Source organism: Paraburkholderia gardini (assembly GCF_907164545.1).
Taxonomy (GTDB): Bacteria; Pseudomonadota; Gammaproteobacteria; order Burkholderiales; family Burkholderiaceae; genus Paraburkholderia; species Paraburkholderia gardini.
Genome location: NZ_CAJQZB010000010.1, coordinates 116,012 through 132,506, shown reverse-complemented (window position 1 = coordinate 132,506; position 16,495 = coordinate 116,012). Strand labels below are relative to the sequence as shown.

Genomic DNA, 16,495 nt, shown 5'->3' with positions numbered 1-16,495 from the left:
TGTCCAGGCTATGTGTCGCTTCCCGGGCTTAACAGCCGGAACGGGATTTGCTGCATGCTGTGTCAAGGAAAGCTCACGTCATTTATCGTTGGGGATAAACATGCGCGTGCCACACAGCAGGCAACCTCGACTGGGCGACGACAAGGGTGAACCCTCGAAAGGCCGCGAGTCGACTGATTCACCCATGGTCGAACGCGACCAGCAACCCGCCACGCTCGACGCATGCCGCCGTTGCGCGTTATGGCACGACGCCACGCAAGGCGTAGCCGGCGCCGGGCCAGGGCACGCGCCGATCATGCTGGTCGGCGAGCAGCCCGGCGATCAGGAAGACCTTCAGGGAAAACCGTTTGTCGGTCCCGCGGGCCGGTTGCTTGACGATGCCCTGCAGGAAGCGGGCGTCGCCCGCAAGGACGTGTACATCACCAATGCGGTCAAGCATTTCAAATGGACGCCGCGCGGCAAGCGCCGGATGCATAAAACGCCCGCGCAGCGCGAAATCGAAGCGTGCGAATACTGGCTCGCAAAAGAACTGGAATCGGTCGCGCCGCATGTGGTCGTTGCGATGGGCGTAACGGCGTTGAAAGCGGTGCTCGAAGAGAAATCGGTGCGGCTAGGCGATGCACTGGGCAAGACGCTGGAACATGGCGGCCGCGTGATCGTCGCCACTTATCATCCGTCGTTCGCGTTGCGGGCGCCCGACACCGAAACGCGCGACAGCGCGTATGCGGCGATCGTCGCTGCGTTGCGGCAAGCCGGCACAATCGCCAACAGGGATCGCAAGCGCAAACCCGCGCATATCAAACGCCATGATTGACGATGAAGCCTTTTAGCATAGCCAGCGAATCGGCGTCGTCGATATGCTTGTCGGTGCGCCAGCGCAGCATGCGGGGGAATCTCACCGCGACACCGGACTTGTGGCGCGTACTGGCCTGAATCCCTTCAAAGCCGATCTCGAACACGAGCGTCGGCGTCACGCTGCGCACAGGACCGAATTTTTCGATGGTGGTCTTGCGCACGATCGCATCGACCTCGCGCATCTCTTCGTCGGTGAGGCCCGAGTAGGCCTTCGCGAACGGCACCAGCGTGCGCAGACCATCCGCTTCATCCCACACGGCGAACGTGAAATCCGTATACAGGCTCGCGCGCCGTCCGTGTCCGCGTTGCGCATGGATCAGCACCGCATCGACCGCGTACGGATCGATCTTCCATTTCCACCATGTGCCCGATGCTTTGGTACGGCCCACGCCGTACATCGATTCGCGTTCCTTCAGCATCAGCCCTTCGACGCCACGTGCCCGGCTTTCCTCACGCAGGCGCGCAAGCGCGGTCCAGTCCGGCGCAGCCACGAGCGGCGACACGCGCAACAGATCGCGCGCGGGCGTGCCGTCGAGCGACGCGGCGAGCGATTCGAGCCGCGCGCGCCGCTCGCTTGACGGCTTTGTCCGCAGATCGCTGCCGTGCGCTTCGAGCAGATCGTAGGCAAGCAGCGTGGCCGGTGAATCAGCCAGGATTTTTTTAGTCAGCGTCTTGCGTGCGATACGCGGCTGCAATCGCGCGAAGGGCAACGGCGCGTTTGCGCCTGGCGCCCAGGCGAGAATCTCGCCGTCGAGTACGAAGCCATCAGGCAAAGCGTCGCCCAACGCGGCGACCTCGGGAAAACGCCCGGTGATGAGATCCTCGCCGCGCGACCACAGCCAGACGCGGCCCGCCCGTTTGACCAGCTGCGCGCGAATGCCGTCCCATTTCCATTCAACCTGCCAATGCGCCGGGTCGCCGAGCGTCGCGGGATCGGCCTGCAATGGATGCGCGAGAAAAAACGGATACGGCAGACCGATGTCGCTGTCGTGCGCTTGACCCGCCTTCTCGCCGTCCGTCCGCGGTGCGATCAGGCGGAGATAGCGCGCGGCATCCGGCTTCTGTTGCGAGTCGGTCCAGCCGATCATCCGCTGCGCGATGACTTTGTGATCGACGCCCGCGACCTGCGCGAGCGCACGCACGACCAGTTGCCGCGCGACGCCCACGCGAAAGCCGCCGCCGATCAGCTTGGTCAGCAAAAAACGGCCGCTCCAGTCTAGTTCGTCCCAGTAGCCGGTGAGCCGCACGCGCAACGCGTCCGGCGTCGCGCCGCGCATCGTCAGCACGCGCTCTTCGATCCATTGCGTGAGACCGAGTTCGGACGTGCGCCGCGCAGGCGGCAGAACATGCGCGATCGTTTCGGCGAGGTCGCCTGTCGCGTGATACGACTCCTCGAAGAGCCACGCGGGCAAGCCCGCATGTGCGCATGCGATCTCGCTTGGCAGCCGGCTCGGCACCGACTGGCGCGGCTTGCCGCCTGCAAGGAAATACGATGCCCACGCGGCGTCTTCCGGTGCGGCCACCGTGAAATACGCAATGAGCGCTTCGAGCTTGTCGTGCGTCGAAGTGGTCGCGTCGAGCGCGGTATAGAGCTCGGCGAAGCGTTTCATCGACGTGCTCGCGTGGCCGGCGGCCTGCTGGTTTCGGACGGCGAATCCATCGACGTTCCGGCTTCCTGCGCCTCGCCCGCTATCGCATCCGCTTCAACCGCATCCTCGCCATAGTGCGTTTCGAACGCACCGGCCTGCAGGCCTTGCTCGCGCAGCCAGCGCACCATCGGCTCGATCTGGCCATGCGTGACGATCACGCGCTCAGCGCCGCTCTCGCGTATCGCGGTTTGCAGCCCAGGCCAGTCCGCATGATCGGACAGCACGAAACCGCGGTCGACACCGCGTCGCCTGCGCGTGCCACGCAAGCGCATCCAGCCCGATGCGAACGCATCGCTGTAATCGCCGAAGCGGCGCATCCACGCGCTGCCCCGCGCGGATGGCGGCGCCACGATCAGTGCCTCCCTGAACGCGGTCTTATCCCTGATGGCGATTTCACTGACGAACCGCAGCAGCGGCAACGCCACACCCGCGTCACGATACGTGCGATTCAACGATTCGAGCGCACCGTGACAGAAGATCGGCCCGATGCCCGCGTCGATGCCCGCGAGAATGCGCTGCGCCTTGACGAACGAATAGCAGAACAGCACCGATGCGCGCCCTTCCGACGCATTGTGGCGCCACCATGAATCGATGTCGTCGAACACCGTTTGCGGCGGCTCCCAGCGATAGACCGGCAGGCCGAAGGTCGATTCGGTGATGAACGTGTCGCACTGCACCGGTTCAAACGCGTCGCAGGTCGGATCGGCGGCGAGCTTGTAATCGCCCGATGCGACCCACACGCGGCCGCGATGTTCGAGCCGCACCTGCGCGGACCCGAGGACATGTCCAGCCGGATGCAGCGATACCGTCACGCCATTGATGTTCAGGCGGGCGCCATAGGCGGCGGTCTGCAGATCGATGCCCGGCAGACGCGACAGCAATACGCCCGCGCCCGGCTGTGCGGCCAGATAGTGCCGATGACCCCCGCGCGCATGATCGGAATGGGCATGCGTGATCACCGCGCGCTCGACGGGCTGCCACGGATCGATAAAAAAGTCGCCGGGCGCGCAATAGAGCCCTTCCCGCCGCGCGATCACGAGGTCGGATGCCTGTGCAGAAACGGAGGGTGGTTCGGAAAAAGGCATCGATTCGGGGGCGCGCCTGCGTCCGCTACCGCGCGGTCGCGATGCGCGCATTCACTTTGACGGGTGCCTCATTGTCGTCGAACGGCGGCTGCGACGCGAAACTGCGAATGACATCGCGCCCGAAGACGAGGCAACATGTCGAACCGCCGTACTGAAAGAAACCGAGCTCATCTCCCTTGCGCACGCGCTGGCCGGGAAGCGCCTCGATCACGCAGGACGACACGTCCGCCATGCCGACGAACACACAGCCGACCTTGCCGACCGAACGATCGTCGCAATCGATCACGATCACCGCTCTGGCCGCCACCGCCGTGATGTAGCCTTGCGAATCATTGAGGCCGGCTGGATCTTCTCCTTCCGAATCCGCGTTCGAGTAATAGGTGCCGTCGACTGCATAGGCTTTCGAAATCACGCCGCTCACCGGCGCATGCCAGCGATGGTAGTTGAATGCGCTGAGAAAGGCCTGATAAACGGTGCCGCCAATAAAGGCTTGCGCGAGTTCGGGCTCGCTCGCGGTAAACATGTCGCGCAACGAGTAAGGTTGCGACTTTATCCAGAACGTGTCGTGGAGTTTTATATCGTGCTGGATGTTGCAGGGTGCCGCCTCGCACGCGCTGACGATGACTTTGTCGTTATCGGGCTCGTCGACCGGACGCACGCCGTCGCGGAACCGGCGTGTGAAAAAATCATTCCACGACGTAAAGCCCCAATACGGCTCATCGGGATCGCAGATGAATTGCGACAGGCCGATCCGCTTGTCGGCTTCGGGAGAGAACCAGCCGTCGGGCGGCATCGTGTTCAGATGCTCGCGTGAATGAGGGCCGCCCAGAAAGCCACACCAGCAGTTCAGCACGCGCTTGAGCTGCGCATTGAGCGCGGGATCGCGAAAGAGCGCATACCCCGATGGCATGCACATCGGCCAGTCCAGCACCGCATTCAAAGGACAGTGAATCAGGCTGGTTTTGCTGAAGGGCGGCGCGCAGGTCATCAGGTAGTCGATGATCGTCATCAGTTCGTCCAGCGACGAATAGCCGGGAACGTGTCCCTGCTCTTGTGCCTGCGCGATGGCCCTCGTCATGTCCATCCTCAGAACCGGATCGCCGCTGATCAATGCCGCGAGTTCATCGACCGCGCTGTTACGGGCTACGGCAGCTCCCCGCGCTCGCGCTTTGGCGGCGAGATCCAGTCTGTATCGCACGAGATGCGCTTCGTTACGCGGAAGCCACTCTCCGAGACGACGTCGCTCCCGGCGTGACTCCTCTGCTTCGTCTGACATGGTCGTCCTCCTCGTATTCTTCCGGACTGGCGGGCACGTACGTGCATGCGCGGCGACGCGATCGCCCATCGATCATTTCAGGCGCACGGTTTCAAGACGCTCGTCGGGTTCCTTGCGCCCCTCGCGAATTTCAGCGATGCAGACGGCGATCGCCTCGGCGACATTGACCACCTCTTTCTGCGTGGCCTCGTCTTGATCGAGTGCCGCATGGCTTGTCGCGTACGGCTCGTAGTAGCCGATAAAGCGGTCGAGACGCGACTTCGCACCGGATTCGATGAATCCCATCCAGTCGAGCCAGTCCGTCAGCGCCCGACGCGAGCCTTCGATACCGGCAACGTCACCGTGAACGACAAGGCCATAGGCTCTGCCTGCCAGATGCTTCGGATAGTCCCATCCCGCGAGCTCGATCCGTTTGGCTTCTTCCGGGTTCTTCCCATGCGTCGAGGTGGGGTCCGGGTTGCCGCCGTCCGCGCAGACGAGCCTGTCCATCAGCAGCTTGAGCGGACTGCTGACCTGATACCAGTAAACCGGCGTAACGAACAACACGCCGTGACAGGCGGCGAAACGTTCGTAGATCTCGTTCATCCAGTCATTCACGAGACCCAGCGAATGATTGGGATAGCAACTGCACGGCCAGTGGCAAAGCGGCATCGCCGTCGAAACACACCCTTTGCAAGGATGGATATGCAGATCGTGGTCCGAATTCAGACGCGAGAGATCGAGGAAATCGACCTCGCAGGCTCTCTGCTCCAGCGTTTGCTGGGCGATCTTGCCAAGCCGGAAGCTCTTTGACATCTCGCCGGGGCACGTATAGTCGTTTCGCGACGAAGCGTTGACGATCAACACGCGTGAAGGCGTCGCCCTGTCTTTCTGGCGCGCCCCGGCGGCCTTGATACGATCGCTTGCGGCGCGCCATTCGACTGACAGATCGTAGTCCGGGTCCTGAAATCCGGCCCCGGCCTTTTCGGTGATGGGCGACTTGCGCGCATTCGAATAGGCGTCCCACGCGATCGCCTCGAGCCGCTCGAGCGCTGGGTCTTCCGCCCGGAACGCGGGGTCGTGGAAGCGGGCCATGAAACGCTCCGCGCGACATCTTTTCCGTGACCTGTCCTTTACGGACTTCGATCGTCTGGTACCCGGCAGCCTGTTTCGAACCTGAATTCATGACGCCTCACGCAAGCACGGTCTGGTTTTCGCAACCCAGCAATCCGCGTGCCTACGTGTCAGGACAAACAAGGTCGACTTTCCAGCGGAACCACACCGGTTTCGCCGTTACCGGACGGATCGTTCCTTTGCTTCATCGTTCGACGCGACGAGTTCACGATCGACCAGCTCGAGCTTGAGCGGTGCATCGGCCGAAAGATTCTTCTTTGCAATCACGCGTCGCCACCCGCCGTCGGTGCCTGGGTCGCGGTAGAACGCGACGATCGCGACGTATCGCGTCTCCGGCTGCATGGGCTGCGACAGGCTTGCGGACGCGCCCGGGCTCACCACGGTGGCGATGCTGGTCTGCAGGTCCTGCCCCAACAGGGTTTTGTCGTTCTTTATCAGATCGTCGTAGGACGCTGCGTCAAAGAGCTTGCGGTCCTTGAGCTGATACACACGCACCGCGACCGAGGTCGAGCGGTTTGTCTCGTCCGGATTGAGGGATGCCCGCGCCGTCAGGTCGACATTCAGCGTCTTGACCTTTTTGTAGAAGACGGCGCGATACGCGCTCGAAGTGCCGTCGGACACAGCCTGCCAGGCGCCGCATGCGGAAAGCAGCAGGCCGGATGCGAGGGCGGCCAGGGTCGCCCGGGTTAAGCGGTTGGACATGAATTCTCCGGAGTCAGGCAGCGCGTTGGCGCAAGATACGGGTTCGGTGCCGGCGCGGGAAACGCTTCGTAGCGGCCGAGTTCAATCGTGATCAGCCGCTCGCGATCGCACGGCAATACCGCGGTCCATGCGAGCCGCGGCAACGGACCGCTCGTCGCTGAGCTCATGATGGGGGGCGGCACCAGCCGCGACGACACCTCCATGCGCAGGAACACGTCGGCTTTCGTGCCGACGTACAGGCGCAGGAACGCGATCACCTCGCCGTGGAGTTGCGCGCCGGGCAACAGGTCGTGCGCCTGCTCCGCGCCTGCCGGCCGAAGCGTGACCCGCACCGCGCGGCCACGATACGCCACCCGTGCGCCCAGCGCGTAGCCGGCACCGAGTGTGCCCGGAGTGTGACTCGCGCCGTCATCCGGCCTGTTCTTGTCCGAGCCGGTCGAACCCAGTACATGCGGTTTGTTTGCGGCCTTGAAGGTCGGGTAAAACTCGTCGACCCGGACCTCGACGCCTGGCACCGCCAGCGCGATGACGCCGGCGAGCCCCTCGGACGTGCGCGTGCGCTGGATCAAGAGACCGAGCAGGGCAAGTACGCGCGAATCCGGCAGTCCGGCGCGTGCCGGTTTTTCGCCCCAGCCGAAGCCGGCCAGGCTCAGCAGCTTGCGCGAGTGTTCATCCGTGGCGCCCGGCCGGAAGCCGACCGGGTAGCGATATTTTTTCCATGCGCGGTACAGCAGCGTCACGAAGCGGTGATTGAACTGGTCGAGAAACGCCTCGAGCGCTTCGTGCCCCTCCTCCCGGAGCACGATATCGTCGATCATGCACGACGGCATCGCGGCGTCGACGCCGTAGAGCCCCATGAACGTCGTACGCACGGTCGGCGGCGCACGGGTGCCGGATGGTTCCTCTCCAGCGTCGAACTCGACCGATGCCACTTCACCGGCGGGAAACCCGGTGCGCGGCCGCGGCCGGAACCGCACGGCCTCATGTTCGATCGTGTCGCGAATACCGAAGCCCGCGTGGTCTGGCATCTGTATCTCGAGGAGCTGGCACAACTGCATGAAGCTCATCGTCGGTGCGCGCGTCAGCAGCGATCTCACGAGCGGGTCGAGATCCGGCGGTGCGGGATCGGGCATTTCGCCCCCTAACGGGGCTTCCTTTGGGGCGCATAGCGTCATAGCGGGGAGCGTTGCGCCTTGCTGCGCGGCCATTCAGTTCGGGTTTGCGACGGCAGGCTTACGATCGCGAGCTTCGTGAACAGGTTGATTTCCGCGTACAGCGCGAAGAACCGGTGCAGCAGCTCGCCGAACAGCATCACGTCGCCCTCGCCCGCGAACGCGTGACTATCGAGTATCACCTCGATCAGCACGCCGCGCTCGACCGACCCGCCCGAGACTTCCTCGAGCAGTTCTTCCGAAACGTGCAGGATGCCCGCGAGGCGCCGACGGTTCAGTTCGTCGCTGGTCCAGTCGTAAAGCGCCAGCGCGCCGCGCAGCACTTCGGCATCCATCATCGACAGGAAGTTCGGCGCGAGATGCGACAGCACCCGCCACTGGAAGCGGTCGCCCGTGGGCGGATAGAGCGGCAGCGTCGGTGCCGCGAGATTGCGCACACCCGCCACGTTCGGCGTGCTCGCGACGAGCTCATCGATGCTCGCTTCGCGCAGGCCCTTGCGCGGCAGCATGCCGTTCGTGCCCGTCACGCGCAGCGACAGGCTTTCCTCCGGCAGGTCCTGCATCGATTCCCAGGCGTGGCCGCCCAGGATCACCCACGTTTCGTGCAGCCCGGTCACCCCGGGGCGCACGCGCGTGTGGAAATACCGTTCTGGCGCTTCGTGACGCATCATGCCGCCGCGATGCCGGAAGGTGACGAACGGCACGTATTCGTGGCGTCCCGCCGTTTCGTGATCGAATGATTCGATCGCGTCGACCGAGTAGGTTTCGACGTGTTCGCCCTGATGACCCGCCGGCACCACCCGGTATTCCGTCTCGTGATGATTCACCAGAATCGTCTCGGCATCGAGCGTAAACAGGTTGATCACCGGCGTGCAGAAGAGCCGCACGTGTTCGGTGGTGAAGCGCTGGTCGGCCGGATAGCTGTGCTTCAGCAGGATTTCCAGCTCGAAGCTGAATGCATGCTTCGGCAGTGTTGCGAGATCGAGTCCGCACAGGTCGACGAACAGGAATTTCTCGCGGAAAGTGAAGTATTCAAGCAGCAGCTGGTAGCCGGAGAACGCCGCCTCCGATTTGGGCCACAACCGCTCCCCGGTCGAAAAGCCCGCTGGCTCGATCGTCATACCGTCGAGCGGCAGCGCTTCGCCATCGCGCACTTCAGGGATGCGCCACGCGATCGAGTCGACCTGGCGCGTGAGCGCGAGGTGCATCGCGAATGCCGTCGGCAGATCCGCGTTCAGGTAGAGGCGCAGCCGTGACAGATCCGTTTCGTCGCGTTGTGCCGAGTGATCGATCTCGAAGCGAAGCCGGATCACCGACCGGCCATCGTGACGCACAGCGGGGCCCGCGCTGACGAGCCGCACAGGCTGCAGCGTCACCGCCTGCGTGGTGCGGTAGACGCACTGCACGGTTTTGGGTGTCGTGCCCTCGCCACCGGATGTCACGGGCGTCGCGATGGGCGCCGAGCGCACTGGCACGCCGGCGGCAACACGTTCCGTCTTCTGCAGCTTTTCGGCGAGCGGAATGAGTTCCACCACCGACAGCGATGGGATCATGCGCAGGTAGTGCGGCCACAGGAGGCTGACCAGCCCCTCGGTGAGCTCCGGCAGTTCGTCGTCGAGCTTCTGCTGCAGACGGCCGGTCAGGAACGCGAAGCCTTCGTACAGGCGTTCGACGTACGGATCACGATCGCCCACGCGATCGAGGTTAAGCATGCGCGCCCGGTCGGGATGCGTCTTCGCGAATTCCTTGCCGGCTTCGCGCAGATAGCGCATTTCGGCTTCGTAGTACCGCAGGATCGGATCGTCGTGTTCCATGGACATACGTTCTGGTCATTCCGTTCTTATGACAGGGTCAGCGTGCGGGCGGGGTCGAGCACGGTCAGCTCGCCCTGCAACCGGTCGATGCGGCGAGCGAGCGCCGGCTTGTCCGCGTCCTTGCGATGGCTCGTTGCCTTCAGCGCCCGAATCAGCTGGTGCTTGACTTCGAAGGCGAGCGCCGGTTCCCAGCGGATCAACGGTACCGTCTGCGCCGCGGCGTCCAGTTCGGTGAGCAACGGCAACGCGGTATCCGTGCGCCCCGCATGGTCCGCGAGCCGCGCCATCACAAGGCGCTGCAGATATCGCTGGCGTTCGGTCCGGACGCCGGGCAGCGTCTCCAGCCACGTGAAGGCGGCTTCGAGACTCTGGCTCGCAGCGACCTCGCGCGCCTGTGCCTCGATTTCCGGCCAGTCGCCGCCGGCGCCATCCTCGCTGTCGGCCGAGACCGGCAGCGGCGCGACCGTCTCGCCGGCCTCGAGATCGCGCACCACCGCGTGCCGCGCGATCCACTCCAGCGTCGCATCGTCGGAGAAAGGCGTCCCGTCGTTAAACGCGAGCCGCTCGATGCCAGGCAAACGTTCGAGGAACAGTGCAAGGTCGGCTCGCAGCAGTTCGCGCCACGCGCTGTAAGGCGTACCCACATGGTCGAGCGCGGCGTGCTGGAAATACTGGAGATCGAACCACAGATGATTCACGCCCTCCATGAACGCGCCTTCGACGCGTTCGAGCAGTTCATGCCATTGCTTCTGCAGCACGAGCCGCTTCATCTGCTGGCGCAGTTCGGTGCGCGGCGGTACGAGCCGCGTGCGCGACTGCGCATCCGCTGGCGGCACCTCATGCAGCGTGTCCCATCGCACGCTGCGCACGAGCCGCACCGATGGCAGGTAGCCGTTTTCCTGATCCCGCAGCCAGGTCGCCATCGTTCGGGCCTGTTCCAGAAGATCGCGCGTGGAAGACACTGAACTCATCGCCATGACAGGCTTGCCGGCATCCGTTGCAGTCGATGTCTGCGTGCCGGTGCCAGGTGCGTCGCTGTGCGGCGGGTTGTCGTTGCGCTCGAAGCGGGAAATTAGCGGCTGCAGATCGGGGCGTGCCGCCTCCGTCCATTCGCTGGTGCACGTGACGAGCAGATCGAGCGCCGCGATCGCACGTTCGAGGTCGGCCGGCGCAAATCCGTGGTGAGATGCGTCGTCAGATCCGCCACGGCTTTCGAGCACGTCGATCATGCGCGTGGTGGCGAGCATTTCGAGCGCACCCTTCTTCGCTTCCGCCCGCGCGGGCAGTAACGCTTCGCCGAAACGGTCGACGAGCGCTGCGGCAAGTTCCAGGCCGTCCGCAAGGCCAGCCGGCCCGTCCTGACGCAGGCGCGCGAACGCGTAGTAACCGGCCACGCGCAGATCCTTGCCGGTTTCCCTGATCAGTTGCTCGCACGAGCGCACGATCAATGCATCGTCGATACCGGAGAGTTTGGTGACCTCGTCTTTCAACGTGAAAAACGCGTCTTCGTAGCCGGGGTCACGGCCCACGCCATCCGCGCCCGGCAGCGGAGCAAGCCATTCGCTCCACGCGTCGACGCGCTCGCGCACGAGCTGGTCCGCGTCGTTCGAGGGAAACAGCGCCTTCAGCAAGTTGGGCAGTATGCTCATTCGACCTCCGGCAGCACGCCATGGGGTAGCGGCATCGTCGCGTGTTTCGCGGCGGCGATTGCCGCTGGCGGCAGTGGTGGCGGACTGACCGACGCCCCGGAGGAAGTCCCCTTGGGGGACGTCTGCTGTTGCGAAGTCTTCGCCGACGTCGCCACGAAAATTCGTGCCGGCAACGTGAAGTGACGCAGCGCCAGCACGTCGAGAGGCCCCGCCCCGGCTTCACTGCGCATCTGCACACTGAGCGGAACGCCCAGGCTCTGGTCCGGTTTCCACGACAGCAGATACCGCGCGCTGTCCTGCGGTGTGACGCTCGCGCGCTCGAGGAGGCGGATCAGACCGAAGCGGCCCTGCGTGTCGAGCGCCGAGCGCAAGCCGCCCTGCTCGGTCTGCCACTCCACGTGCGTGATGTTTTCCAGCGCATCGCCCGGCCAGACAAATGGCGTCCACTCTTGTTTCTGGTTGAAGTAGTGCAACTCCCGGCCCGACAGCGCGAACTTCAGGTCGGTCACGCCGGGCGTTGGCACTCCTCGCAACTCGTACCGCACATGTGCGTCGCCGGATGGAAATAGCACGGTCGAGACGCGCATGAGCTTGTTCAGCGCGGCAAGGAACGCCGGATCGACGGTCAGTGCGCCGTGGTTCGCCCCTTGCGCCGGCACCCAGCGGTCGCCCTGCCGTTCGACAATGCCGGCGAGTTGCGACGTCACGAACTGCGTGATCACGCCATTGTCCGGGCGCATGAACCGCGCCATCTCTGGCAGCGACGCATCGTTGTCGGAATCGGCAAATGGATAGCGGCCGCCAAAGGCCTTGTCCCAGTCGGCGACGATCGCCGTGCGCCATGTGTCATTCAGGCTCGACGATGCAGGCTGCAGTACCACCTGCCAGGTCTGGTCGAGCGGCTGCTCGAGGAGTTGCCCGAAGCCCGCCCACTGCTCGCCGAGGCTCGCGGCCACACGGCTCGCGTACTCGCGGCTGTCCGCGATATCGGATGTCTTGCCCTGCAGCACGGCCTGCGCCGCGGCGCGCGACATCGCATCCGGATCGTTGCTCATCATGATCTGCTGCAGTTTCAGCCGCATCGCGGTCACGCGTTCGAGAAAGCGCGCGAGACTCAGGTCGCCTGTGGTGACGAGCTGTGCGGCCGCGTTATCGCCGCGAGTGCCCCCCGAGGCCAGATCGCTGCCGCTCAAACGCAACAGCGGACCGAATGTGGTTGCAAGAGGCGCCATGTTCCGCAGCTGGGCGATCTTCGACGGATCCTGCGCCCCAAAGAAAGTCCCCCTGGCAGATTCGTCAGCGCCCACGAGATGCTGTGCCTTGCTGATCAGGGTGTCCGAGAGCGACTGTGTGGTTTCGCCGGCCCCCGCCTGATACACCACGACATTCATCAGCGCGACAAGCGGCGAGCGCTGCGGATCGCCCAGTAGCGCGAGCTGGTCGACCGTGCCCGGGAGCGTCGGTGCCGGTTGCCAGCGGATGCTGTTCAGGAACAATTGCCACGCCCGCGCGTAGCCGTCGAAATAGCGCTGCCGCAGTTCGGCTTTCAGCGATGCCACCGGCGTTGCGCCGGCGCGGGCCTCCCCCAGTGGGACTCCCTTCGGGGCGTCTGACAGTACCCAGTCTCCGGCCACGTTGCGCTGTTCGCTGGCATCGTCGATTGCCTTCGAAATACGTTCGTCCCACGCCGCGCGTGTGAATACCCCCGCGACTGTCGCTGTCGTATTGAACAGCCCCCGGCTGCTGGTGTCGCCCAGCAGCGTCGCAAGCGACACGGGCGGATACTTCGGCCTCGCTTCATCGAGGATCTGCTGGTAGAGCGCGTCGGTCGAGTTCTGGATTCCCCGGACGCCGATCACCGTCTGACGCGTGGCGCCAACGAGCAACGCGTCGGGGATGATCGCGAGCGACGTGCCTTCAGCCATCACGCGCTGCCCAAGATGATTCGCGTAGAAGGCGACGAGGTGCTGGCACAGGTCCAGCCACGTGCCCTCGTTCAAGGGCGAATCGAGCGGCAGCGCTGGAGCCGCTGTTGCGATCAGCTGCGGCGTGAGGAACGCCGCGTCGGCGCGTTCGGGCTTCGCGAGCATCAGGTAAGTCTTGAGCGTGTCATAGGCGGACTTGACCTGCGCGTCGCCGCCGCTTGCGATTTCCGCGTCCGACAGGGACGCGAGTTGCCGCAGGCGCTCTTCAAGCTTCGCGCGGATCGGGTCAACGACAATGCGGGCAGCACCACTTTCGTAGCCGGGCCACAGCGCGCCGAGAAGGTCGACATCGCGGTTCAGGCCGAAACGCGTGTGCCAGGGCGCCCCGTCACGCCGCCGCACCTCCAGGGTGTCCATCTGTTTTTGCAAGGCATCCAGCGTCAGTGCCGCCTGCGTGCGGTCCTGCAAGGCCGGGAGCTTTGCGGTCGTGTTTGCCGCTGCCTGAATCGTTGCACGGTTCGAGAAGCCTGACAGGAAAGTGCCGGCGATCCATAACGCGACCCCTGCCGAGACCGCCCATGCAGTCGCGGTCGAGAGCGAGAACCCGACGCGACGGCCGTGAATGCGCCGGCTGTGGTCAGCGATGGTTTGCCAGACCGTACGCGCACCGATTGCTTCACCTTCGCCCTCCTCCGCCACGGCTTCCGGCATCACCGCAGCGCGCTCCTTGAAAAGCGGTGTGAAAAGCACGCCATGAATTGCGCTGCGCCAGATACGCGACTGGCCGATCTGGGTCACGAGATCCGACAGTGCGCTGCCGTATTGCGCAATGTGGTGCGACAGTTCGGCAGGATAGCGGTCTGCCACGTTTTTCGTGAGGCGCACGACGCCGGCATCGGCCAGTTCATCGGAGACGCCGCGCAGTGAGGCGATAACCTGATCCGACCCAAGCCGTGCGTTCGACCAGGTGCAACCGATCGCTTCGTCCGGGTCGGACGTTTCGCTGCCGGCCTCGGTGACGTTGAGCAGGTACGCCGGAGCGGCCCAGCGCAACGCACGGGCGTGGCGAACCAGACGCTGGGCGGTGCGTTCCGCGTCGAACGGCCGATTGCCTGAGGTATGGGTTCGCACCACGGCCACGATGGCATCGACCGGTCGGCGGCGGCGCAGGCGACGAATCTGATCGAGCCAGATGGCATCCAGCTGGTCGCCGGTCTGCTTCGCGTAAAGCAGGACGGTATCGCCCGAGATCGTGTAGCCGTCTCGCACGAGGCCAGGTGCAAGACGCTTGACGATCGGCTCGTCGCCTGCGACCACCACCCACCGATCCCGGTATTTCCAGCGCCACCCATGACGCTCACGAAGCGCATTGCGCAGCGCATCAGGTCGCCCCAGACCGCCTTCCTGCGACGATGTGGCTTGTCCAGCGCCACCATGAGCTTGCCGCTTCCAGTCGTACTGCGCGAGCCACCTCGCTGCACGCATCGAAGCGATCCACAGCACGACAGCCTCGAAGTACTTCACGAGAATGAGCGATACAAGCAAGCCCGATAACAGACTCAACTCGATGATGATCCGTATATCGCGCGACCATCCACGTGCGGGTCCCTCGACCCAAACGGCGATGCCCAACGCAAGGAAAACGATGGCAATTGCGATACTGATGAAGATCGGTACCGACTGTGGCTTGTGTTCGTTCATATTTGCTTTCTGCACACGAGGGCAATCATGTCGCCGCCTTCCTGGGTAAGGACGAGTTGCGGATCGTCGGTGAGCGACGCGTGTTCCGCAGCGAGAGCCGTTGCGAGCCAGGCGCCCGCACCTTCACATGTTCCAACCGTTGCGCCAAGATCAACCCATCGCGTCTGCTCGCGGAACTGAGGCGACGATTTGACCGAACGAACGAGTTCTTCGGTGAGGCCGTGACTCCACACCGTCTTGATGTAAGTTGAATCAGCCTGTCCCCAGCGCGCGGCAAGTTCTAGTGGCTTGCTCACGGTGTCTGACACTCCGATAGCCGGGCGATACAGGCGTAGCGACATCCCTTTTGCAGGCATCTTCCGGACGATACCCGGATGGCCCAGAAGCAGCGCAACACCGGTCTCTGCGACGCCGTCCTGCAACCGTTCGCTGACCGCTTTACGCAACTGGATTGCGATCAGCAAATGCGCCTCGCCTGGTTTCAGGCCGTCATGCCACGCGTCCGCCTGAAAGAGCGACAGGTGCTCCCCACTCACATCGACCGTCACTCGCAGAGCCGGAGTCCTGGCTGCAATCAGTTCCTGCAAGCGGGTCCGCACGTCTGCCAGGTCCATTTCCGACTGGATGCACAGATTGACCTGAAGGGCGGTCCGACGAGGCAGTTCGGCGAGTCCCGTAGCAATCCTGTCGACTAACCTGTTCAGGAGCCAGTCGGACACCGCCCGATGCCGCGCGTGCTCGGTCAGTGCGTTTCCCGCGTAAAACGGTTTGCCCGGCACTTCGAGCCATCGGGCTCTGACATCGAACCCCGGCTCTGCCCGGCTGGGCCGGGCGACCATCTTCACACGGCCGCTGACCAGTCCCTCGAGGCCGTTTTCATCGTCGTCACCGGAGAAACACCACGCATGCCCGAGCACCGCGAGTGGCGCGCTGGCCAGCGTATGGCATTTCAGTTCCTCACGGTCGCTGATCCGGTTGTTGGCAATGGCTCCGCTGCGCCGGGCGTACGCGTATCCGAGATAGCAACACAGCAGGAACACCCACGCGAACATCGGATAGCCAATCACGCAGAACCAGAACCACAGGGTGTTCGTCGGCCTTCCTGCCGGCCAGACATAGACCGACAGCGCGGCGCCCAGACAGATAACCACACCGAGCAGGACAGCCCAGAGCAGTTTTGACGGGCGTGGCGGCTCCGGTACCGCGACTCGTGGCGGCACCCGTGCAAAGTCAACTGGCATCTATCGGACCGTCGCGCCGTCCGACGTGGCGATGAGGATGCTCCCGCACTGGGTCCGGTCACCATCCCGCGCCACCGGCACGCCGTTGTCTGTCATGCTCGTGCCACCCTCGACAATTTCGTTGTCGCCGTGGATCGGACACGACACGATGTCGCCGATCCGTGCGGCCCGGCGGCCCTTGATCCTGATGCGGTCCGAGCCGCTGAGGATCTTTCCGCCGTGGCTCGTGCTATCGCCTTCGTATGCCAGTTTTTTCATTTCGATGATTCCTTTCAACACTCAGAGCCGCTTCGTAAGTCGATTTCGTATGCTC

General features: G+C 64.1%; 12 protein-coding genes. 1 reads left to right on the top strand and 11 read right to left on the bottom strand.

The features are described from left to right. The first annotated feature begins 184 nt into the window (after positions 1-184). Complete coding sequence (locus LPA37_RS10030; protein WP_229012452.1) at positions 185-814, top strand: UdgX family uracil-DNA binding protein; 630 nt, start codon at positions 185-187, stop codon at positions 812-814. On the opposite strand, the gene LPA37_RS10025 is transcribed toward LPA37_RS10030, so the two are convergent. The 11 genes from LPA37_RS10025 to LPA37_RS09975 form a co-directional block, all read right to left on the bottom strand. Then, entirely contained in the window at positions 798-2,465 is a 1,668-nt protein-coding gene (locus LPA37_RS10025; protein WP_229012451.1) for an ATP-dependent DNA ligase, read from the bottom strand. The genes LPA37_RS10030 and LPA37_RS10025 overlap by 17 nt on opposite strands. Then, entirely contained in the window at positions 2,462-3,589 is a 1,128-nt protein-coding gene (locus LPA37_RS10020) for a ligase-associated DNA damage response exonuclease (RefSeq protein ID WP_229012450.1), read from the bottom strand. The genes LPA37_RS10025 and LPA37_RS10020 overlap by 4 nt, the downstream gene beginning before the upstream one ends. A gap of 25 nt (positions 3,590-3,614) precedes the next feature. Continuing rightward, on the bottom strand, positions 3,615-4,865 hold the full coding sequence (locus LPA37_RS10015) for a phosphatidylserine decarboxylase family protein (RefSeq protein WP_229012449.1): 1,251 nt from the start codon (positions 4,863-4,865) through the stop codon (positions 3,615-3,617). Positions 4,866-4,937: 72 nt separating this feature from the next. Continuing rightward, entirely contained in the window at positions 4,938-5,939 is a 1,002-nt protein-coding gene (locus tag LPA37_RS10010) for a flavodoxin family protein (RefSeq protein WP_324251875.1), read from the bottom strand. A gap of 198 nt (positions 5,940-6,137) precedes the next feature. Then, the gene (tssJ, locus tag LPA37_RS10005) at positions 6,138-6,680 is read right to left on the bottom strand and encodes a type VI secretion system lipoprotein TssJ (protein WP_229012448.1); all 543 of its coding nucleotides are present in this window, start codon (positions 6,678-6,680) and stop codon (positions 6,138-6,140) included. Then, on the bottom strand, positions 6,665-7,855 hold the full coding sequence (gene tssG / locus LPA37_RS10000) for a type VI secretion system baseplate subunit TssG (RefSeq protein WP_229012447.1): 1,191 nt from the start codon (positions 7,853-7,855) through the stop codon (positions 6,665-6,667). The genes tssJ and tssG overlap by 16 nt, the downstream gene beginning before the upstream one ends. Further along, the gene (tssF, locus tag LPA37_RS09995) at positions 7,852-9,666 is read right to left on the bottom strand and encodes a type VI secretion system baseplate subunit TssF (RefSeq protein ID WP_229012469.1); all 1,815 of its coding nucleotides are present in this window, start codon (positions 9,664-9,666) and stop codon (positions 7,852-7,854) included. Before tssF ends, tssG begins: the two co-directional genes overlap by 4 nt. A gap of 26 nt (positions 9,667-9,692) precedes the next feature. Continuing rightward, positions 9,693-11,315 (bottom strand): type VI secretion system protein TssA, encoded by a 1,623-nt coding sequence (tssA, locus tag LPA37_RS09990; protein WP_229012446.1) that lies wholly within the window; start codon positions 11,313-11,315, stop codon positions 9,693-9,695. Continuing rightward, positions 11,312-14,941 (bottom strand): ImcF-related family protein, encoded by a 3,630-nt coding sequence (locus LPA37_RS09985; protein ID WP_229012445.1) that lies wholly within the window; start codon positions 14,939-14,941, stop codon positions 11,312-11,314. Before LPA37_RS09985 ends, tssA begins: the two co-directional genes overlap by 4 nt. After that, positions 14,938-16,182, bottom strand: coding sequence for a hypothetical protein (locus tag LPA37_RS09980; RefSeq protein WP_229012444.1), 1,245 nt, complete (start codon positions 16,180-16,182; stop codon positions 14,938-14,940). The genes LPA37_RS09985 and LPA37_RS09980 overlap by 4 nt, the downstream gene beginning before the upstream one ends. Next, positions 16,183-16,440: a PAAR domain-containing protein gene (locus LPA37_RS09975; protein ID WP_229012443.1), complete on the bottom strand. Its 258-nt coding sequence runs from the start codon at positions 16,438-16,440 to the stop codon at positions 16,183-16,185. Positions 16,441-16,495: the final 55 nt, after the last annotated feature.